This window comes from Flavobacterium notoginsengisoli (assembly GCF_042686225.1).
GTDB lineage: Bacteria > Bacteroidota > Bacteroidia > Flavobacteriales > Flavobacteriaceae > Flavobacterium > Flavobacterium notoginsengisoli.
In genome coordinates, this window is sequence record NZ_JBHUOT010000003.1 from 341953 (window position 1) to 363077 (window position 21125).

General features: G+C 38.0%; 20 protein-coding genes. 7 read left to right on the forward strand and 13 right to left on the reverse strand.

All coding sequences use genetic code 11. The features are described from left to right. The first annotated feature begins 7 nt into the window (after positions 1–7). The 3 genes from ACFS3A_RS09315 to ACFS3A_RS09325 are packed head-to-tail and all read left to right on the forward strand — an operon-like array spanning position 8 to position 2832. Positions 8–1582, forward strand: a complete 1575-nt coding sequence (locus ACFS3A_RS09315) for a calcineurin-like phosphoesterase C-terminal domain-containing protein (protein WP_379825139.1) — start codon at positions 8–10, stop codon at positions 1580–1582. Positions 1583–1584: 2 nt separating this feature from the next. Next, positions 1585–2493: a glycerophosphodiester phosphodiesterase family protein gene (locus tag ACFS3A_RS09320; protein ID WP_379825140.1), complete on the forward strand. Its 909-nt coding sequence runs from the start codon at positions 1585–1587 to the stop codon at positions 2491–2493. A 45-nt stretch (positions 2494–2538) separates the two neighbouring features. Continuing rightward, positions 2539–2832, forward strand: a complete 294-nt coding sequence (locus ACFS3A_RS09325) for a hypothetical protein (RefSeq protein WP_379825141.1) — start codon at positions 2539–2541, stop codon at positions 2830–2832. A 143-nt stretch (positions 2833–2975) separates the two neighbouring features. On the opposite strand, the gene ACFS3A_RS09330 is transcribed toward ACFS3A_RS09325, so the two are convergent. The 5 genes from ACFS3A_RS09330 to ACFS3A_RS09350 all read right to left on the reverse strand — a co-directional run bounded on the left by ACFS3A_RS09330 (position 2976) and on the right by ACFS3A_RS09350 (position 7205). Beyond that, positions 2976–3524: a nitroreductase family protein gene (locus ACFS3A_RS09330; RefSeq protein WP_379825339.1), complete on the reverse strand. Its 549-nt coding sequence runs from the start codon at positions 3522–3524 to the stop codon at positions 2976–2978. Positions 3525–3636: 112 nt separating this feature from the next. Then, complete coding sequence (locus tag ACFS3A_RS09335; protein WP_379825143.1) at positions 3637–4722, reverse strand: RnfABCDGE type electron transport complex subunit D; 1086 nt, start codon at positions 4720–4722, stop codon at positions 3637–3639. Continuing rightward, entirely contained in the window at positions 4719–5993 is a 1275-nt protein-coding gene (rsxC, locus tag ACFS3A_RS09340) for an electron transport complex subunit RsxC (RefSeq protein ID WP_379825145.1), read from the reverse strand. Before rsxC ends, ACFS3A_RS09335 begins: the two co-directional genes overlap by 4 nt. Continuing rightward, complete coding sequence (locus tag ACFS3A_RS09345) at positions 5972–6901, reverse strand: FAD:protein FMN transferase (RefSeq protein WP_379825146.1); 930 nt, start codon at positions 6899–6901, stop codon at positions 5972–5974. Before ACFS3A_RS09345 ends, rsxC begins: the two co-directional genes overlap by 22 nt. Next, positions 6882–7205, reverse strand: a complete 324-nt coding sequence (locus tag ACFS3A_RS09350) for a hypothetical protein (protein ID WP_379825147.1) — start codon at positions 7203–7205, stop codon at positions 6882–6884. Before ACFS3A_RS09350 ends, ACFS3A_RS09345 begins: the two co-directional genes overlap by 20 nt. 186 nt (positions 7206–7391) lie before the next feature. Here ACFS3A_RS09350 and ACFS3A_RS09355 point away from each other — a divergent pair, with 186 nt between their 5' ends. Further along, on the forward strand, positions 7392–7553 hold the full coding sequence (locus tag ACFS3A_RS09355; protein ID WP_379825148.1) for a hypothetical protein: 162 nt from the start codon (positions 7392–7394) through the stop codon (positions 7551–7553). A gap of 698 nt (positions 7554–8251) precedes the next feature. On the opposite strand, the gene ACFS3A_RS09360 is transcribed toward ACFS3A_RS09355, so the two are convergent. The 7 genes from ACFS3A_RS09360 to ACFS3A_RS09390 form a co-directional block, all read right to left on the reverse strand. Continuing rightward, positions 8252–8818, reverse strand: coding sequence for a biliverdin-producing heme oxygenase (locus ACFS3A_RS09360; RefSeq protein ID WP_379825149.1), 567 nt, complete (start codon positions 8816–8818; stop codon positions 8252–8254). 83 nt (positions 8819–8901) lie between these two features. Continuing rightward, positions 8902–9921: a hypothetical protein gene (locus tag ACFS3A_RS09365; protein WP_379825150.1), complete on the reverse strand. Its 1020-nt coding sequence runs from the start codon at positions 9919–9921 to the stop codon at positions 8902–8904. 239 nt (positions 9922–10160) lie between these two features. Further along, positions 10161–10841: a hypothetical protein gene (locus tag ACFS3A_RS09370; protein WP_379825151.1), complete on the reverse strand. Its 681-nt coding sequence runs from the start codon at positions 10839–10841 to the stop codon at positions 10161–10163. A gap of 89 nt (positions 10842–10930) precedes the next feature. Next, positions 10931–11641: a hypothetical protein gene (locus ACFS3A_RS09375; protein WP_379825152.1), complete on the reverse strand. Its 711-nt coding sequence runs from the start codon at positions 11639–11641 to the stop codon at positions 10931–10933. Positions 11642–11771: 130 nt separating this feature from the next. Then, a complete protein-coding gene (locus ACFS3A_RS09380; RefSeq protein WP_379825153.1) occupies positions 11772–12563 on the reverse strand; it encodes an HmuY family protein in 792 nt (263 codons plus the stop codon). Positions 12564–12571: 8 nt separating this feature from the next. Further along, positions 12572–13294 carry an HmuY family protein gene (locus tag ACFS3A_RS09385; protein WP_379825154.1) on the reverse strand — a complete coding sequence of 241 codons (723 nt, stop codon included), beginning with the start codon at positions 13292–13294 and terminating at the stop codon, positions 12572–12574. Positions 13295–13353: 59 nt separating this feature from the next. Then, the gene (locus tag ACFS3A_RS09390; RefSeq protein WP_379825155.1) at positions 13354–15804 is read right to left on the reverse strand and encodes a TonB-dependent receptor; all 2451 of its coding nucleotides are present in this window, start codon (positions 15802–15804) and stop codon (positions 13354–13356) included. Positions 15805–16114: 310 nt separating this feature from the next. On the opposite strand from ACFS3A_RS09390, the gene ACFS3A_RS09395 reads away from it, so the two are divergent. From ACFS3A_RS09395 to ACFS3A_RS09405, 3 genes are read left to right on the forward strand one after another with little or no spacing between them, the layout of a single operon-like run. Then, positions 16115–16963, forward strand: a complete 849-nt coding sequence (locus ACFS3A_RS09395) for a heme/hemin ABC transporter substrate-binding protein (protein ID WP_379825157.1) — start codon at positions 16115–16117, stop codon at positions 16961–16963. A 7-nt stretch (positions 16964–16970) separates the two neighbouring features. Then, positions 16971–18014 (forward strand): FecCD family ABC transporter permease, encoded by a 1044-nt coding sequence (locus tag ACFS3A_RS09400; protein WP_379825158.1) that lies wholly within the window; start codon positions 16971–16973, stop codon positions 18012–18014. Between the two features lie 19 nt (positions 18015–18033). Next, complete coding sequence (locus ACFS3A_RS09405; protein ID WP_379825160.1) at positions 18034–19884, forward strand: heme ABC transporter ATP-binding protein; 1851 nt, start codon at positions 18034–18036, stop codon at positions 19882–19884. On the opposite strand, the gene ACFS3A_RS09410 is transcribed toward ACFS3A_RS09405, so the two are convergent. Continuing rightward, positions 19881–20900 carry a helix-turn-helix transcriptional regulator gene (locus tag ACFS3A_RS09410; RefSeq protein ID WP_379825161.1) on the reverse strand — a complete coding sequence of 340 codons (1020 nt, stop codon included), beginning with the start codon at positions 20898–20900 and terminating at the stop codon, positions 19881–19883. The genes ACFS3A_RS09405 and ACFS3A_RS09410 overlap by 4 nt on opposite strands. Positions 20901–21125: the final 225 nt, after the last annotated feature.

The window sequence follows — 21125 nt, forward strand, 5'->3', positions numbered from 1 at the left end:
AAAAAAAATGAAAAAGACATTTATATACAGTGCGATTTTGTTTTGTGGTGTTTTAACAGCACAGACAACCGTAAAAGGAATCGTATTTGAAGATTTAAATCAAAACGGTAAAAAGGAAAAAAAAGAAAAAGGGATTGCAAATGTTGCCGTAACCAATGGACGTGAAGTAGTTTTAACTGATAAAAAAGGAAACTATGAATTGCCGTTGCAAAATGATGCTATAATTGCTGTAATCAAACCTTCGGGTTATAAGATTCAGGTTAATAAAGATAATCTGCCTCAGTTCTTCTATAATCATAAGCCAGCAGGTTCTCCTAAAGGAAAGTTTGAAGGCGTTGCACCAACAGGAAAATTACCGGAATCTGTAGATTTCGGATTGCTTCCGCAGAAGGAAACCAATGATTTTATAGCGCTTATTTTTGGAGATCCGCAACCGTATACTTTAGAAGAAGTTGATTTTTTTACAAGAGGAATTGTTGCCGAAGTCGAAGGCATTAAAAATATTCCGTTTGGATTAAGTATGGGAGATTTGGTTGGAAATGACCTTAGTTTATTCAATCCTTATATTCAGGCAGTAAAGAAAGTTGGAATTCCATGGTACAATCTTTTAGGAAATCATGATTTAAATTTTGATGCCAAAGAAGATAAATTGGCAGATGAAACCTATGAAGCTCATTTTGGCCCAGCCAATTATGCCTTCAATTATGGGAAGGTACATTTTGTTGTTTTGGATGATGTTTTGTATCCAGACCCAAGAGATCATGAAGGTTATTGGGGCGGTTTTACAGAAGAGCAAATGCAGTTTATAGCAAATGACCTTAAAACGGTTCCAAAAGACAATTTAATTGTTTTGGCTTTCCATATTCCGATAAGCGAACCGGACAGTAAAGACGATTCTTTCAGAGATGAAGACCGTCAAAAATTATTTGAATTGTTGAAAGACTTCCCGAATACACTTTCCCTTTCGGCACATACGCATTTACAAAGACAAGATTTTTTCGAAAAGAAAGACGGCTGGTTACAGGAAACTCCGCATCATCATTATAATATCGGAACCACATCGGGTGATTGGTATTCCGGAAAACTGGATGAGAAAGGAATTCCAATTTCGGTTATGAGAGATGGAACTCCAAAAGGGTATGCTTTTATTCATTTTAATGGAAATAAATATACTGTAGATTATAAAGTAGCCGGAAAACCAGAAAACTATCAAATGAAAGTTTTTGCTCCAAAAGTGGTTGCGAAGGGAAAACGTACCAAATCTGGTGTATTCGCCAATTTTTTCATGGGAAGTAAAAAAGATAAAGTGGTGTACCGTGTAGATCAGGGAGAATGGAAAGAAATGGAATATGTAGAAGTACAAGATCCGTCGTATGTTGAATTAGTTTATGAATGGGAATTATCGGAGGTACTTATGCCTGGAAAACGTTCTTCTGATCCTGAAAAAAGTACTCATGTCTGGAGAGGAAATATCCCTTCTGACCTTGCTATTGGGGAACATGCGATTGAAATCAAAGCTACAGATATGTTTGGTAAAACCCATTCTGCAACTACCACTTACAGAATAGATAAAGTCAAATAGAAATGCTAAAATTTAAAAAGATAATTTGTGTTTTAAGTGCGGCAGCAGCAATATATTCTTGCGGAAGTCAAAAGACAGTTACATCAAAAAGTAAAATAGAAGTGCAGGGACATAGAGGTGATCGTGGTAATTTTCCTGAGAATTCTATTCCTGCTTTTCTCAGTGCTGTTAAAAAAGGAGCAGACGTTGTAGAATTGGATGTTGTGATTTCTAAAGACAAGAAAGTCGTGGTTTCTCATGAGGTTTTTATGTCTTCGCAATATATGCTGGACAGTGAAGGAAAACCAATTGCAAAGGATAAAGAAAAGAGCTACAACCTTTATGAAATGACCTATGACAGTATTAGAAAGTTTGACGGTGGTTCTAGAGGAAATAACGCTTTTCCGATGCAGCAGAAACAAAAAACATACAAGCCTTTATTATCAGAAGTGATTGATAGCGTTGAAGGATTTATTGCCAAAAACAATCTGAAATCAGTTCGATATAATATTGAAATCAAATCTGAAAAATCAGATTACGGCAAAAGACAACCGGAACCGGAAGCTTTTACTGATTTGGTGATGAAAATCATTAAAGACAAAGGAATTGAGCAAAAGATTAATATTCAGTCTTTTGATCCTGCAGTATTAAATGTAATGCATAAAAGATATCCTAAAACAAAAATTGCCTATCTGGTTGGAGAAGGCAGTATATCAAAAAATCTTTTACTGCTTGATTTTAAGCCGGAAATTTACAGTCCGCATTATAAATTACTCAATAAAACAGAAGTCGATTCACTTCGATTGCTGAAGATGAAAATCATTCCATGGACTGTTAATGATGATAAAGCAATTGACAATATGATACAGCTTCAGGTAGACGGAATAATTACAGACTATCCTGAAAAAGTATTGCAAAAACTGACTTTGTAAAAGAATATTTTTTTGAATAATTAATTTAATAAATAAGATTTAATAATGAATGGAATAAGTTCCAGAGAGCACCGGATTATCACAGCGGCTTTCAATAAGTTTGAAGCGATGTCTTCTGTATTTTCTTATGTGTTAGAAGAATCACAGGAATCAGAAATTCGAGAAGGGATGGAATCACTGGAAAAGTTATATGAGAAATACAATAAGCTTTACGGCGAACTCGAAAGATGTATTAAGGAATATGAGGGAAAGAAAAAAAGAGTGCGAACAGCGATAAACAAAGGAAACCGAAAACTGATTTCTGAAGGGCAAAAAAATCCGCCATTATTAAATTTTTAATTTCATTTATTCAAATAAATTACAGTCGCAAAACCTTCAAGTGTTTAAGCTTGGAGGTTTTTTGTCTCTGTATGCTTTCTATTTTTTTACTCTAGTAATCTTTGATGAAAATAATGTAATAAACAGAATAGTTAAACATCATATTATTTTATAATTTTAACTTTATCACTGTATCGAATTGGTGCTTCAGGACTTTCTGCCGGATGACCAAGAGCTACATTGATAGTAACTTCGTATCCTTCAGGAATGTTCAATAGTTTGAGAATGTCTTCATTTTCAGGAAGGTTCAGCACAGGTACCAGAGAACCAATAGGGCATGTACCCAGATCAAGAGCATTGGCGCTTAGTAATATATTCTGCAGTGCAAGTCCAGCGTCAAGTTTGGTGTAGGAACTTCCTTTTTCTCCGGCCATTACAATCAGTGTCGGAGCATGGTGAAAAATGCTGAAACCTTCTTCCCGGTAACGTGATGCGCTTCCCTGAAGTTCTTTACCCTGTGCAAAAGCAAGAAATCTTTTGTTGATTTCTTCCAGGATTTTTTGATTTTGAACGACACGAATTTCCCATGTCTGTTTATTAAGCGCGCTTGGAGCATAAATCGCACATTTCATTATCGTATCAAGCTGCTGTTGTGTAACCTGTTTGTCTGTATATTTTCGAATAGATCTTCGTTTTAAAATATTACTGACAATTGCTTCTCTGGAACTACCCTGAAAAACAGTACGTTATATCTTGGGTTCACTGCATCCATAAAGCAGAACAGCCGCCGCTCCGGACATAAATAATTTTTTCATGTTTTTACTCTTAAATTGCATTGTTAATTTTTTTTGAAAAGGAAAAGTTGAATTTAGTGATGAGGTATAATAGGTATAGAAAAACTGCATACGGAATAAGTCCATAATAAGAAAGACTCAGGACTGCAAAGGCAGCACCTGAAATTTTGATAGTAAGATTAAATACCGGCTCGATTTTTTGCTTCCAGTCTGTTGGATCTCCCCAGGCTGAAGGACGGAACAGTATACTGATTTGATGTGAAAAAGCATTAAGGAGCAAGATAGAGTAGGACATATATTCAAACTGTACACCGCCTTTTATTAATATAAAAATAATCAGACCTGTCATCATACCGTAATAGAGTTTACCATTTGGAGTTACAGGACTTGAAGGCATATCGGTTGCCATAAATATAGTGCCAAGGAGAATGCCTGCTGCAGAGTAGTGAAGATGTGCACCTACCGGGAGCCATAGCAGCAGTGTAAAAACGGCTAAAAGTGCAAAAGGAATATGCCAGCTGATTCTGCTGCGTATTAACAAATAGAATCCGCCCAGAACTATAAAGAGAATAGAATATTCACCTACGGCACCGGAAGTTTTATAAACTATAGAACTCAGATATTCGCTCAGAACTGAATGGTTCATAGCCGGAAAAAGCTGATCGGTTGTTGTTTTTACAAATTCTTTTGTTTTCCATATATCAGAAGAGATCATAACCGAAGAAAAAAAGACGCTCATAAATTCTCTGCCGACAAGTGCAGGATTGAAGGTATTTTTGCCCAAACCTCCCCACAATATTTTTCCAAATAATATAGCAGCAGCAGCGCCAAAAGCTACTACATGTAACGGAACCAGCGGCGAGAGTGTAAGAACCAGCAGTAACGCAGAAACCAAAGCAGAACCATCCAGTATAGTATTGTATTTTTTTAGTAGAAAAACAGAAAATAGAAATTCTGTAATAAGGGCTGCTGTTATAGCAGTTATGAACTGCATCATTACCAGTCTTCCATACGCAAGACAGCCAATAATGACCAGTGGTAGTAATGCCAGCACAACGTCAAGCATCACCATTTGTGTGCCGTTGAATTTAGGTTTTATAAAAGGAGCTGTTTTCATTGTAGTGTTTTTTCTGCCGATGCAGACAGTTTTATTTTACCTTCAAAAATATTTTCCATCAATGCCACATTGCTGGGACAGATATAGGCACAGGCACCACATTCAATACAATCCTGTAAGTTAAAAGTACGGAGAGCTTTAAGATTTTGATCAATATTATGCCTTACGAATTCCAAAGGCATCAGTTTCTGCGGACAAACATCAATACATAGACCACATTTAATACAGTTATTTTCTGTTGCGTTCAGTTTTTTCAGAATCAGTAAACCACCGGATCCTTTTTCTATTGGCTGCAAAGGCGAATCGATGCTTTTTCCCATCATAGCACCTCCCATAACTACCGTCTGTTTTTCGGGATTCCATTGGTTATCAGTCAGATTTAAAATATGAGAAACCGGCGTACCTATTTTTACTTTGAAAATTCCACTTTTAGATGCGCTATTTCCGGAAACAGTAACAATACGGTCTATCATGGGACGCGATTTGAAAATGGCATTATAAACTGCCCTCAATGTCCCGATGTTATTGACCAGAATACCATGCCTTGAAGGAATAGTGCCTTTTCGAAGTTCCAGCTTTGTGATCGATTTAATAAGCTGCAATTCACCTCCCTGCGGATAAGTATCAGGAAGAATTTTCACTTTTATAGCTAATTTTATTTTCTGTGCATTTTCTAAAAGATGTACTTTTAAGGCTTTATTGTGTTTTTCAATACCAAAAACTATTTCAGTAGCACCAAGAACTTTTTGCAAAACTTTAGCGGCCTGCAAAAGTTCGGAAATTTCATATTTCATCAGCGCAGTATCACTGCTTAAATAAGGCTCACATTCGGCACCGTTAAAAATCAGGGTATTAATTTTTTCTTTTACTAAATTGTATTTTAAATGCGTAGGAAATTGTGATCCTCCAGCTCCTTTAACACCGCAGTCAAGAAGTATTTCCTGCAATACTTCAAGATTTATTCCTGAAAGATCAAAATAAGGAGCAGGCAGTGCAGTTTCTTTAAAATCATTTATCAAATGAACAACTGTTTTATTTCCAATACTGGTAAAAGCATTAATGATTCCTGAAGCAGGAGCATGTATTTTTCCGACAGCAATATCAGATCCTGCTGCAATTATTTGATATTTTTTAACAGCCTCTCCAATTTTTACAAGGGGTTCCATCGAGTCTTTGTATCCGGACAAGGGAATATAAAAATCTGACGGATCTGCTATAGATTCGATTTGTTTCTTCTTAGTCTCTTTCTTTAGCGAAGGTATTGAAAGCATTCTGTAAATGTTTTTTTATTGTCGTTGTCTATAATAAAATATTCAAAGTCAAAATCTTTTTTCAATTCGGCTATCACTTCATTTCGCATTACAGCCGGAACCGTGAAAAGCGCAGTAGAAAGTACATCTCCTACAAAGGCACTTTTTGTGAGCACTCCTGTTTGAATACTTTCAGCAGGATATCCGGTTATGCAGTTCAGGATATGACCATATTTTTTCCCGTCAATTATCAGATGATTATCCACGCTTCCTGAAAGGCTGAACGTCTGCGAGTTTATCTGCAGTCCGGTTTTAAATGCATCCTTAATAAAAGGGTCAGGAATATTAACTTTCCAAACTGGATGAGACGTATCATTTAATGAGGATATGGTGCTGCCTCCTGCATTTATTACAGCATCTGTAACGCCTTGTCCTTTAAGAAACTCAATAGCTTTATCAACCGCAAAAGCTTTTATAAAAGAACCGGTAATGATTTCCTGTTCAGTACCTATTTTAACTTTCAGACCGTCTGTAAGGATGGATCGAAAATCGACTTTTTCAAGTGCAGAAAGGAGTTCATTACTTTTCGGCAGTTTATGATTGTTTTCTTTATAAAATCCCCAGAGTTTTAGCAGTGGCATACATGTAATATCATAATGTCCTTTGGTAATAACCGAAACCTTTTGGATTGTGTTGATCATCTCAATGCAATCTTGGTCAACAGTAAACCAGTTTCCTCTCCTCTCATTGATGCAGCTGAAATAGGAACCGAATACATACGAATTATACTTTCGATCTATTTCTTCAAGCAATTCAAAAGATTTTTCCAAAAGCTGTTCACCATGTTCTATTGGAATCTTAATTTTGCAATTACAGTGGAAGATTCTTCGGGTCTGAGCCAGATATTGTTTAGGAGCTTTCTGAAGCATTTTCATCATCGTTTGTTTCCACAACAGTTTTGTTTTTCAGGGCTTTAAAGTTAATACTGCCGGTATGTATGGTTTGAAAATAAAGGGAGTTGTTTTTCCATATACGTTTAACAGAATCATATTGCAGTTTCTGAATCTCGAATTTCTGAGAAAAGGCTTCCTGTGCTTCTTTTCTTAGTTTCAGTGCTTCTTTTTTATCTTCTGCTTCCTTCAACAGACTTTCCCAAAAATTACGCTGTCCAAAAATCAACAACAGAATTCCCAGAATATAAAGAGCAATATATTTCGTTTTTATTTTAATCATTTTTATAGAAGAATTATAGCAATAGGGACTTATCAAAAATAAAATACCTCTGCTGAAAAGAAGGAAATTCAATGTTTCATTGAATTTATCAATGATGAATTGAATTGGTCATCAGTTTATTTGTGCAGGCTTTACGTTTTATTAAGAAAAAATAATGATCAAAATTGGTTTTTATAAAAAAGGATAATGAAAAGTATTCTTTATCACATGTATTTTACTTTCTCTCAGTTTTGTATTGGAGTTACGGGATTTTATCCGGATCATATCCAAAACGGCAGACCCATAATAAAAATTGCAGGAATTCCCAAAGTCTTATGGTTTATCAAAAACATCTTTTATGTTGCGTGAATCGTAAGATAAAAAGCTGAACTATTGAGAAATATTTTATAAAGATCAAAACACAAAACGGAATTGATCTGGAGGTTTGAAGGAAATACTTAAAAGCTTTACATCAAGTGTAACAAAAATTAGGGAAAAGGTCTTTAGTATAAAAATATGATGAAAAAACATCTTTTTTTATAATATTCTCTCTTACGTTTCATTTGGACAAAAACAATTCTCTAATTTAAATGATTAAAAGGATTATGTACGATGGGGAGATTAACTTGTTTATGATCTAAATTAAAAAAAGGGAGCATTTGCCTAATCAGCTTTAGTCAGGAGTATATAGACTTTACAATAATGTTAGCCGATTCAGATGAAAAAAAATAATGTAAGTATATCAGGCAAGGCTGGGGGGGAATCTTAGTGTTTATTTTATGACTGTTTTTGTGTACTGTTTTATTGGCCGGATATTTGTTTTTAGTTTGCATTTTTGATTATGTATTCCGGTTTTCAGTATATCAGGATCTCTTTTTTCTTTCGGGTAATGGTAAGGGCGTTACCAAATAAGCTACTATAAATACAGGTATTTTTTGTATTGCGTTACTTTCTGTGCTTGCTTATTGTAAATCAAAATCATTTGTCATCTGATAGTTATTCAGAAAACTATTATTTCTTTGAAGATAAAGGCGCTGTATAGCGCCTTTATCATTGATATGAGATTTCTATTGAACCTGAATCGGGGATGCTGTTTCAAATACATCACCAAACCTGCTGAAAGTTTCTCTGGCTGCATCTACTGCTTTTGCATTATCTGATTCTGTTTGTGGAAGAATATTCAAAGCTACCGTGAACGATGCCCATTTTAATCCGGATTCACTACCATAGCCGCTGAAGAATGAGAATCCTTTCTCAATCCCTTTTTTCTGAAGCATCTGTACAATGTAGGGACCGCCCATAATGGAGCCTTCAAGTACATACAAAGCGCCCATTGCCTGTATTGGATCTTTAATTTCGGTAGCAGCTGCCACCGGCAGTCTATCGATACTGCCGCCTAGCTCTTCTATATCTGTTTTGATATAGGAAGAGTTACGACGATTGCTGTAATCAGGTAATACGGTATTGATATAAGGAGCTATTGCTTTTTCAACTGCATTAAAGTAAGCATAGAAACATTTGAGTAGTTCTATGTAATCTAAATCGTTGTTAATGTTTTTAATGCGAAGAACTACTTTTTTTTCGGTTTCTTGATGGCCTGTCTTTGTGGCCTCTTTGATGATGGTGCTTAACATGTTACTTTGTGTTTTTCTTAGTGATGTAAAGCTTTGAGGCCTCTCACTAAGTAAGATTCTCAAAGCTATTCAATTTATTTCTATTATGGAGTTACAGTAAAATTACGCACAACCATAGTCTCTTTGGCTGCATCTGTAAAAAAGTATCTGTTATATGTCCCGGCAGGGGTGCCTGCAGGAACTTTTAGAACTGCTTCATATGCTGTACGGGAAACAATCTCCAAGGGATATCGCGTACCGGCTGTCCCTACTGAAATATAGATGCTAGTACCCGTATCCAGTTTTGTACCACGGATCTTGAAGGTGCCACCTGCAACAACGGAGAATCCAGCTGTAAAAGTCGAAATGGCCACTGTAGTGCTTTCAGTAACTGTAAAATTAAACCAGTTTGCTTCCTTTGAGTCCCTTAAAATATATTCACCGTTTTTTATTCGCAAATCGTATTTGCCCACTGGCGCATTGACTGGAAGATAAAAATAGATACCGTAATCTCTAAAAGGAGTGGTTCCGGTACCTTTGCCAAAATAAGCAATTTCACAGTCATATTCTGTTTTCTGGTCTGCTCCTGAAACCAGATAGACACGTGTCTGCTCCAAGTTTAACCACAAATCATCAATACCCCCCAAACCGCTGTTTACTATACTAGTCCAGCCGCCTAAGGTTCCTGTTGCTTCGCCTACAAATGCTTTAGGCTGGGGCTGGCGGAAATCAACTTTTAAAGTGTATTTTTTAATGGTGCCTGCTTCAGAGGTGACCGTGTAGGTCTCCCCATTTTTAAACGGAATCTCTACAGCCGACTTGGGACTGATCACGGCCTTTTCAGCCAGTACGATATTCGGGGTAATGGTTTTGGGCATAGCATAATAGCTTACCCATACTATTTTAATTGTATCATTGACTATCGCTGCCTGGATTGGCTGCTGGTCCGCGTGCTCCTGAATGGTAAAACTTTTGATAATGGCATCCCCCGACACATAGGTCACATCCCCCGGAATGTCATTATAGATAGTATTGTATTCTGTGTCGCAGGAAGCTACCACTGTGAGCAGCATAGCGCTTGCTGCCAGCAGATTATAAAAGTTGTATTTATATTGTTTTTTCATTTAATTATAATATTGATAATCATTTAGTATTATATCGGTCGTACTTTCTGAAATTAAACGTTCAACCGAATTTTCTGTCATAAGGCTGTTAAAAGGCAAATAAATGTAAAAAAAGGAGGCAGCCTTTTCTTTTTTTTATATAATTGCAGACTTAAACTAAGTCTGTGTTTTTTTAAAACTATCGGGCGGCGGTTTTGTTAAGCTTTTATGCCCGAACCCCGCAGTTCGGGCATTTCTAATTAAAGTACCTTAGTGTAGCTGTAGCTTACAGTACCGTAGAAAGGTGGTGTGCCGAAAGTCGGCACTATACTAGTGACAGTTATTAGATATGCTTCATCAGCATCTGTTGGATCTGTTGCTACCGTCGCGCTCGTCGCTACTGGATCCTTCCAGATTACTACTTTTTTAGTGATGGTTAAACCTCCCGGCTGAGCATATCCATAATAGCCTATTCCAAAATCCAACCCGCTTACAACACCATTTGCACTAACCACGTTTTCCGGTATGAAACTGCCGCAAGAAGGACTTGTCCCTTTAGTTGTTGCATTGGCATTTTTTACAGTAATTGCTGAAGCAATAGAGCTCCATCCACTTGAGCAGGTATAGCTCGGATCGACCACACCAATATACCATCCAGTTGTTTTAGGACGGATACCTCCGCCGTACATTCCCTCGAAGTCAACGCTGACTGTTCCTATTGTTTTTGGGGTTGGAATCCATGCGCAGTAATCTCCCGAAGATCCTGTTAGATTCTTATAGACAACCGCATTGTCCGTAGTCACTGTACTGCAGTCAGCCGCTAGGATAGCTGCAGATTTTGCTGTTTTGCTGGTTACAGATTCCGACTTAGCAGATGAGGCGCTGCCCTGGATCTCATCTACTGAATTATTATCACATGAAGTGAAAAATACGGCAGCCATTAAATAAACTGATAAAACTAATTTTTTCATAATTAAAAATGTTTTGTAGGTAAATACTATTTATAATGCTGCCCGATAGTTATAATGTTTTATTGAAAGGTAACAGGATAAGTCATTCTTCTGGTTATGCCGTAGCTTTCGAGCTGAAGCCAGTATTTTTTCTGCTTATCGGCGGAAAATGTTTTGTACTGGTCTGAATTCCAGTTCACAGCCGCAAATTTCAGAGACATGCTGGCACTGTTGATTTCATCTAAGGTATAGTTCCATACTTTAGCACCTGTTTCATCAGTAAGATACAGTTTGGTAACCGCTCCAGAAACCATTAGGTTGCTTCCTGTAACTGTTATACTTATCCCGATTGTTCTTGTTGCAGTGGCAGTTGAAAGCTCATTTAAGACAATATCCGGATACTGCAATACCACATTGAGCTTATACTTGGCTGTGGTGCCGTCATTCCCCGTTACAGTATATTCAATCGGCTGGGTTGAAAAGACAGGTACCAGCTCTTTTGCCGCAGGCGAAACGGTACTTCCCTGTGGAAGCTCTATTTCCACTTCCATAAATTCGAGTTGGTAATAGGCCGGCAGATAAGTTGTAATGGTTTTCGCATCATGATCAACCGCACTATAAATGGCCTGCTTTTGTCCCGGATTTATAATTTTATAGCTCAGGATTTTGTTTTTGCTCTGGTCAGTAATGATCTCGGTTACATCTTCGCCCTTGCGGTCTTCATAGACATCTTCTTCTTTGGTGCAGCTCCATAAGGCGGCACCGCAGGTTAATAAAAAGAGGTAATGCAATAATTTATTTTTCATTGATTAATATTTATTTAGACTTAATAAAAATAGTAATTAAAAATTGTACTACAAAATAAAAGTTAATGGAATTTTAAATTTAAATATAATTTTTGGAAAGAAGGCCCATAAAGCCTTAGCCCTTGATTTCAAATTTTGTGCTTCCCTTGGGAATGAGCACATATTCAAAAGTGAAATACATTTTAGGGGCTGTTCTTGTAAATTCCTCGCGCTTGAATAGGTTTTTGTAAACGGAAATCATCTTTATTTTTGCATAATCCCCATTAGCGGTCTTTAAAATCAGCGTGCGTGCAGCCACAGTTTTACCACTTTTAAGGATCAGTGGTGTTCCAAGGGCATAGGCAATATGTTTGTTATCATAAGAGCCGTCTCTTACCAGATCACCGTCAAAATCGTATAAGTACCAGCCTTTGCCTGAACCGAATGCACCGTTTTCATCTGTACCATATACTTCCTTGCCAGTTTTAAAAAGGTTTTCAGCCGGTATTTCAGTCACTTCTTCAAAAGACTTGTCCACTATGTAGATGCCTCCTGAGGCTGAAGTGCCTGCACCGAAATTTCCGGGATCCTTACCATTGTTTCCCGACATAAAGCTACTGTAAAGGCCGCTGAAAGCCAGATCCCATCTATTAGTTTTCCTATATTCGCTCCCCATTTCTTTATTATCTGCCAGACTGTAATACAAAGTGGTTTTATCTTCATATTCATTTCCGTCTGCAAGGGTATAGCCAAAATTCTCTACTCTTATTACCTTATAGTAATTTGTTGTTTCTGAGGGATTGCCACCATCGGGGTCAGGCGCAGGACTGCTTTCATCACCTGATGAACAGGATGCCAGAAACATCATGCTGAAAAAAGACAACAGGAATGTCTTCAGCACTTGATACATTTTTAATTTGATTTTCATATTGGTTATTATTTAGTTTTTAAGTTTTTACTACCGTCATTCTGCACATAATATCGGAAAGTAAGATAGGGGGCTGGCCAGTTAAGGTTAGTGACTGCAGGGGGATTTCCCTGATAAGCGTTAATGAGTTCAAGCTTTGCATATTTTCCGTCAGGGAGATGGATAACATAGGTTCTGCTTTTAATGGCCAGCATAATATGGGTGTCAAGGCTGTAGAAAAACCAACCGTCAGCGCCCTGATTGACTGCCCATCCGATTTTATTGATTTCGCTGGCTGTAAACTCCTGGTCTGATGGCGCAGCATCAACTTCGGCATAAGGCTTATCAATTTTTATAACAGCGCTGCTTGCTGGACCGCCAAAACCCGGATTAAACTCATAGTTTCCTTTGTTGACATATACCTCGCTGTTATACGGACCGGTAAAAGCAATATCCCATTCTTTTGTTTTTAAATATTGGGCAGAATCTGCCGCATTGCGGATCCAGATTTGTTTTCTGTCGCTGAAACGGAAAAGAAACGTATCAAAACCTTTCTTGGTTTTTCCTGGAGTATCACCACCCATGGAAGCATTAGTATCACCTGCTAGATCACGGATTACGGTGCTTTTTCCGTCTTCAAGGGCTTCTCCTGAATCCCCATCTTCATTGCTGCTGCATGAAATAGTCAGTATAGTACCAGCCAAAGCATACACAAGGCTGTATCTTCTTATTGTTGTTTTTATTATCCTCATTTTCATATCTGTCTTTTCTTTATTTATGATGATTTCACCTTTTATTAATTATTCTGATTTTATTCTTTATAAAACCGGTATTTAATACCCAGTAACATGATTCGTCCAGGCTGACCTGGCATTAACCTGTCGGTATAGTCCATAATATTGTCAGCCGTGAGCTGAAGGCTCAGACGCTCTTTTATTAGTTTCTTTTCTATTGCTGCATTCAATAAAAAATGTCCATCTACAAAAATGTCGTACTGATCTAGAAAACGGTTATTGTTACTGTCTACAAAACCATATTTACCACGGTAGTTTATCCTTATATTTCCTGTAATGTCCCATGGCTCATAAGTGTAAGCAGCACGTAGGTTGGCCATGTGGCGGGAACGGTTCTCTATTCCGAAATAATCTGAGAGTTTAGATTTGCGGTATATTCCTGTGGCATTGTCGCGAATAGAGGCGTAGGCACCGGTTCCATTGCTTATGCTATCCATTACGCCTCTGTCTTTGGCTATCAGGTATTGGTATCCTGCACTAAGATCTAGTCCGGAAACCGGTTTTATCGACATTGACATTTCCAGTCCGGTATTGAAGGATCTCGGCAAATTTTGGTAGGTGTAAATATCTCTTATACTGGTTCCCGTGGCAACACGTATGCTGTTAATCTGATTGGATATTTTATGGTAAAATGCGTTAACATCAATCTTAATATATTGCTTAGGAGTGTAAGTAAAACCTCCATTAAAGGAAAGTGATTTTTCTGCCTGAAGATTTTGGTCCAGCTGATTGACCAGATATTCCCTTACTTCGCTGATCTGTCCGTTATTTTTCATTTCTTCCAGAGTAGCGCGCAACACTTCAGTACCGATGACAAGATAGTTGGCTGTTGGATTCATGAATACCTGATAGCGTTGACGGTAATCCGGTGTCTTGAAACCGCTTCCCAGGGCCGCTTTCAGGGTAATTTTTGGATTAATATGGTATTGTAATCCTAAGCTGGGGTTGAACCTGCCGCCGTAGCTGCTATTATGGTCATATCGCAGGCCGCCTACCGCTTCAAATTTATCACTCACCTTCCAGTCACCCTGCAGATAGGCAAAGCTGCTCCACATGCCGCCAGGTACATTAAAATCACGATTGTCCATCTGTTCAGAAGTACCGCCTAATCCGGCGGTAAATTTCAAATCTGCAGCCGGAGCGTAAGCAAATTGCTGTTCAAAACGATGCAGTGTCTGAGCAAATTTTTCTGCACTGACCTGCGAACTACTTTGCTGCCACAATATGCTCATATCAGATTCATATCGGGTTAGATAGTAGCGGCTCATACTTCTGAAGCCGTTATTAAAAAGAATGTCATAAGTAACAGAAGCATTAATATCTGTAATATCCTGGCTGTCGGCCGCCGAATTTTGATTTTCACTGCTTCCGAATATCTGCTCCATAAAAGACCTGCGAAGGGCATATCTTCCTGAAGCACCTAAAGTGCTGTTTTCGGTAAGACGATAACGCATACGTCCCTGTAGCGTATAATCGTCATAAGGTGGTGCAGTGGTACCGGCTGCCATGAAATTGGGGTCCGTATTGAAACCGTCTGTGCGATAATAATTAGCCGATATATTAGCTGAGCCCCTCTGATAGTGAAAGGGAGTTTCACCTTCGAGTGTCGCATCCACAATATTTAGGGAACCGTAACGAATGGAAGCCAGTCCCTGCGGTTGAAATGCCCCGTGGCGTGTTACTATATTAATTGCTCCGCCCAATGCTTCGCTTCCAAAAAGACAGGAAGATGCTCCTTTGATAATTTCGATTCGTTCGATATTGCTCACACTAATTCTGGAAAGATCAAAATTACCACTGTTTCTTCCTACCATCGGCTGGCCGTCAATAAGAATCATAACATAATCACTGCCGAAGCCCTGCATTTGGACGCCAACAGCTCTTGCTCCTCCGCCAATATCATTGACTACAGCAATCCCTGTTTGTTCTTTTAATATTTCATCGAGCCTACGGCTACCCATTTGTGCAATGGTCTCTTTGGTAATAACGGTAACAGGCATGGCACTACGCTGAATATCAAGCAGGTTATCGACTTTGGTCTGCTTACTGTATACCGTTATCTGTTCCAATGCGTTTTCCTGTTCTTCTAAAGCAATATTGATGCTGTTTTTTTTATCGGCTTCAATCAGAACACTGTTTTGATAGAGTTTGTATCCAATATAGGAAACAGTGATAGTATATTCTCCTGCAATAATATTTTTGAACGTAAAGTTTCCGTTTTTATCTGTTTGTGACTGATGCATGTCAGGCTGAAGAGAAAGACCCGCACCAGAAACTGGCAGACCGTTTTTATCGATTATTTTTCCCGTAAGAATTCCTCTTATTGTCACCTGTCCATGAATTATAACTGGGAATAACAGTAATAGGATCAACGAATATATTTGTTTTAAGATAATCAATTTCAATTTCAAAAGCCGTTTGTTATTTTTATTCATTCTAAACAAGAATTGTTGTGCAATATTACTCATTACAGACGGTAGAAGGTTTGTTTCATCCGTTTTTTCTTTTGTTCTATCCGTTTTATTTTTTGTTCTATCCGTTTTTTATTTATCAAAAACGAAGAAAAAACAAGTAAACAATACTGCTTTAGGTGAAATGTAAGTATTTGTAAATTAGTTATATGTGTTGGTTTTTAACACTGTGATCGGAGAAATTCAAATTTGTTCAATTCGTTTTTTAACATCCATAACTATTTGTATTTAGATCAATTAAATACTTCTTTTGCACTTAATAATGATCCATAACAATAACTTTTTATCCCTTAAATACCTAATAGAAATGAAGATGAGAATCTGGAGAAATCGGCTGCTAATAAGCCTGTTATTTTTTTGTTCATTCCTTATTTATGCCCAGCCTAAACGTATCATTACATTAGGCGGAGCCATTACTGAGACAGTTGCAGAACTTGGTTTTGAAAAGCAGATTATTGCCGTGGATGTGACCAGCGAATATCCGCAGTCTATTAAAAAACTGCCCAAAGTAAGTAAGAACCGTTCGGTCTCTGCTGAAGGTTTAATGGGCTATCGTCCAGATTTGATTATTGCTCCTTACGGGGATGTGCCCTATGGAGTTATTCAGTCTTTAAAAGGTGCAGGGATTAGATTTGTGGCAGTTAAACAGGAATATAGTGTGAAAGGAGCATTACAGTTTATTCGAGAAGTGGGCACGGCACTGGGAGAGAAGGAGAAGGGAAACAAACTGGCTCTGGAAACCGGAAAACGTATTGATAAAGCACTACAGACTGTAAAACTTAATAAAAAGAAACCAGAAGTGCTCTTTATATATGCCAGAGGAACAGGAACAATGACTGTGGCAGGAAAAGGTAGCAATATGGATGCCATCATTGCACTGGCTGGAGGAAGGAATGCCATACAGGAATTTAACAGGTACAAAACCTACAGTACAGAAGCGCTCGTGAGCGCTAATCCTGATGTACTGTTTTTATTTGATTTTGGAATTGAAAGTCTTGGAGGCACCAGTGGATTGCTTAAAATGCCAGGGGTGGCCTATACAAATGCCGGAAAAAATAAAAGAATAGCGGTTATGGATGGTCCATTGATGATTAATTTCGCAACGAGACTGGATCAGGCAATATTGGTTTTGCATAAGGAATTCATAAAAAGTTAAATAAAAAATGACAAATAATAAAACAATATATATCACCTTAACTTTCGGGCTTTTTGCTGTTGTGTTATTTTCTTTAGGTTTGGGTGCTATGTATATTCCTGTTTTGGATGTGATTACCATATTGGCGAAGAAGATGGAGATTATAAACTTTACAGCTGCCGATGATTTGGCGGAAAATGTACTGCTCTATGTAAGGCTGCCAAGAATAATATTAGGATTATTAGTAGGTGCTGCTTTAGGAATTTCGGGTGCTGCCATACAGGGAATTTTTCGCAATCCTTTAGCAGAACCTGGATTAATCGGAATTTCAGCAGGAGCATCATTGTTTGCAGTATTGATCATTGGGATGGAGTCTCTTTTGCTGGTTTCCCTCAGTGAACTTTTAGGATTCTATCTTCTGGCGTTTGGTGCTTTTGCTGGAGCTGGACTTGCTGCAATGTCAGTATATCAGTTTTCCAGGACAGATGGAAAACCCAATGTAGCCACTATGTTGCTGGCAGGTATTGCAATAAATGCTTTGGCGGGGGCGCTTACCGGATTACTCACTTACACAGCTGATGAACAACAGCTGAGAACCATTACCTTCTGGATGCTTGGAAGTCTGGGCGGTGCAAATTGGGATATGATTATCGGTATTACTCCTTTTATTCTGATTCCATTGTTTTTGTTACCTCTTTATGGGAAAGGACTGAATTTATTTGCAATCGGGGAACATCAGGCAGAGCAGATCGGTATGAACCCCCAAAAAATCAAAAATAGGGTGGTTATTCTTTCAACATTAGCAGTTGGAGCCTGTGTATCGGTAACAGGAATTATTGGTTTTGTAGGACTGCTGGTACCCCACATTGTACGAATGATAGGAGGAGCTGACCATCGGTTGGTTTTGCCCGCATCTGCGCTTCTGGGCGCATTAGTGCTTACAGTATCAGACCTGCTGGCAAGAATACTGGCTGCTCCAGTTGAGCTTCCTATAGGTGTAATCACGGCGCTATTGGGAGCACCTGTATTTCTGTACATATTATATAAAGACAAAAAGAAAATATTGCAATAATTAATAGTAAAGAAAGTCTATGTTAAGAGTAGAATCAGTTAGCTATAAAATCGATAATAGACATTTATTAAAAGATATCACTTTCAGCATTCGAAATGGCGAAATGGTAGCAATACTCGGAGCCAATGGAGCTGGAAAATCCACTCTGATGAAAATATTATGCAGAGAAAAACAGCCCTCTGAAGGACGTGTGGTTTATGATGCTAAAAATCTAAATGATTATTCGGCAAAAGAACTTGCGGGCAAACGTGCTACGTTGTACCAGCAAAATACAGTAAGTCTCGCATTTACTGTTCAGGAAATTGTTTTGATGGGACGTTATGCAAAAGATAAAGGTAATACAGATTCAGCCAATAAGCTTGCGCTGAAAGAAACCATGGAAATTTGTGGTATTACTCATCTGGCAGAACGTTCTATGCTCACACTCTCCGGAGGAGAGCAGCAGAGGGTACATCTGGCAAGAGTGTTATCTCAGGTTTGGGATAATAAGGAGGCTTTATTATTATTGGACGAGCCCGTTTCCAGTATGGATATGCTCTATCAACACCAAACTTTGGCAATAGCCAATGCATTATCGAAAAAAGGTTTTATGGTAGTGTGCGTCCTGCACGAGATTAATTTGGCAGCACAATATGCTGATCGTGTTATTATGCTCAAAGGCGGAAGAAAGTGGTGGGACGGTGCTCCTGAAGAGGTATTGACAAGCCGTAATATTTTTACCGCATTTGGTGTTCATACCCAGGTACAGACCGACCCTAGGACTTTGATTACACAGATAACACCAAATGGTCTTAAGCTTGATGCAGCTGTATTCAATACTAATCTGGCAGGGTATTATAATAGACGTTCACTTAAAGAACGCTTTATTTCGTATCGAGATGAGTATCCTGCCAGACCCTTATGGCAGATAGCCGAAACCCTCGGGGTTACTCCCGCAGAAATAATGTTTGAAGGACTGGGCGAAAATGTTATTTTACTGCGTCCTGAAATGGAAGCTATATTAATGAGGATAGAAGAATTAGGATTGGTGAAAGCGGTTACCTGTAATGAAAACTGTGAGACAGAAAGGATAGGTGTTTACCGAAATTTTTCAAAACAGGAATACATAACGCTTTTTTTAGGGGAAGACATTGACCTGAGGATTTTTGAAGACAAATGGAAGACTGCTCTGGCTGTAGAAGATAAAGGAAAGGAAAGCCTGCAGTTTTTTGACAGTAACGGAAAAAACCTTCATCAAATTTATCTGACAGGAGGTAGTTACAGACAAGCTTATCTTGATCTTATATCCGAATTTAAGCAGAAAGATCAGTCCGCCCCTGTAATAGAAAAGAGAAAACAAAAATACAAGCAGGAAAAGCGGGATGCGGAAATTGATATCATTGATTTTCATCAGTCATGGAATACTATGACAGATACACATGAATTCTATGGTTTAATAAAACGCTTTGGGTTAACGCGTACACAAGCACTAAGGTTGGCTCCGCCAAGAAGGGCGGTTCAGGTGAGTCTGGAATCTTTCCGTCGTACTATTTTGCATTGTTCGGACACCAAAATTCCTATTATGATGTTTACAGCTAATGAAGGATGTGTGCAGATTAATACCGGGCAGTTATCCAATGTCCATAGCAATGGAGCCTGGCTAAATTTTTCTGAAAGATCCGGAGGACAAACCAGAATCAATGAAGATGCTGTACATAGTGTTTGGCATGTGGTTAAGCCGACAGCAGATGGTGATGTTAATTCTTTAGAATTATACGGTGCAGACGGCAATATGATTATCCAGTTTTTTGGTGAACGTAAACCAGGTATTGCAGAGCTGGAAAGCTGGAAACAAGTATTGGTGGATAATTTGGGACAGTCCTCCCGTTAGAGCCTGACCTCACTTGGAGGTAGTCCATAATAGCGTTTAAAAGCATTGGTAAAACTGGCCTGATGTTTAAAACCAACCATAGTTCCTACTTCATACATATTGTTTTTCTTTTCTTCCGTGATGAGCCTTCGAGCCTCTACCATGCGTATTCGGGTAACGAAATCATAAATAGTGGTACCAAAGTATTTCTTAAAACCGGTACGCATCTTAGATTCGTTAATCAGAGCCGATCTGGCCAGTTCTTTTTGTGTAGGAGGATTGACGTAATGTCTTTCCAGTAGCTCACGGACAGCTTCGAGTTTTTCTATATCTTCTTCATGAAGCACTTCTTTATCATTGTGAAGATATTGACCAAACTGCTCCAGCTGAAACATAATGATCTCCATAATTCTGGTGTCGATAAACATTCTTTTCAGATGGCCCTCATGCTTGCACTCCTTAATACTGTTGATGGAATGGCGCATTTCCGGTGTGACATACAAATCCCCTTCAATAAATGAAGTACTGACTCCTTTTTCCATCTGCCTTACAAAATCTTCATGCAGGGGAGATGCCATGTCTACTAAATTGAAGTAATAATCTTTAGAAAGTACAATAAGAAAATAAATATATTCCAGTTCAGGTCTAATTTCATGGCACTCTTTTCCTGAAGGAATATAACGGATATTATGGTGACTGTGCCCATATCCGGTTCCTTTCATTGCACCGTTATTTTTCTCTTTGCTGAAAATGAACTGGCAGGCAATCGCATCACCGTCTATTTCGGATTCTATTTTCACAGTTTCGCTGAAGCTCATTTCGGAATGAAGCAAGAACATTCCATTAGTAGACAGCTGATAATTTTTCATATCAACCGGTGAGTGTTTTATACTTATCTGTCGTTCAGACAACCGGTGTCCTCCCACATATTTTTCCGGGATTTCTTCCAGAAAAAGCCATTCGTTATAATTTTCTATTTTAGCCCGGATCAACATATCTATTGGTTTTGTAAGATAACTATCCTTATTTGGAGTCATGCAAATATATATTTTTATTTAAAAACATTCTAAATAATAGCTTTTTTTATTTTTAAATTTATAGCTGTTTCGCATTTCATACAATTGACAAAAAAAATAAAATATCTTTTGTTTTAAGAAATCAATCAGGTCAGAGCTAATAGTATAAATAGAAAAAAACTTTTACAGTAGATAAAAAATATTAAGTAAGAATTAAGAAAATCTAGGTATTTTTATTTAAAAACA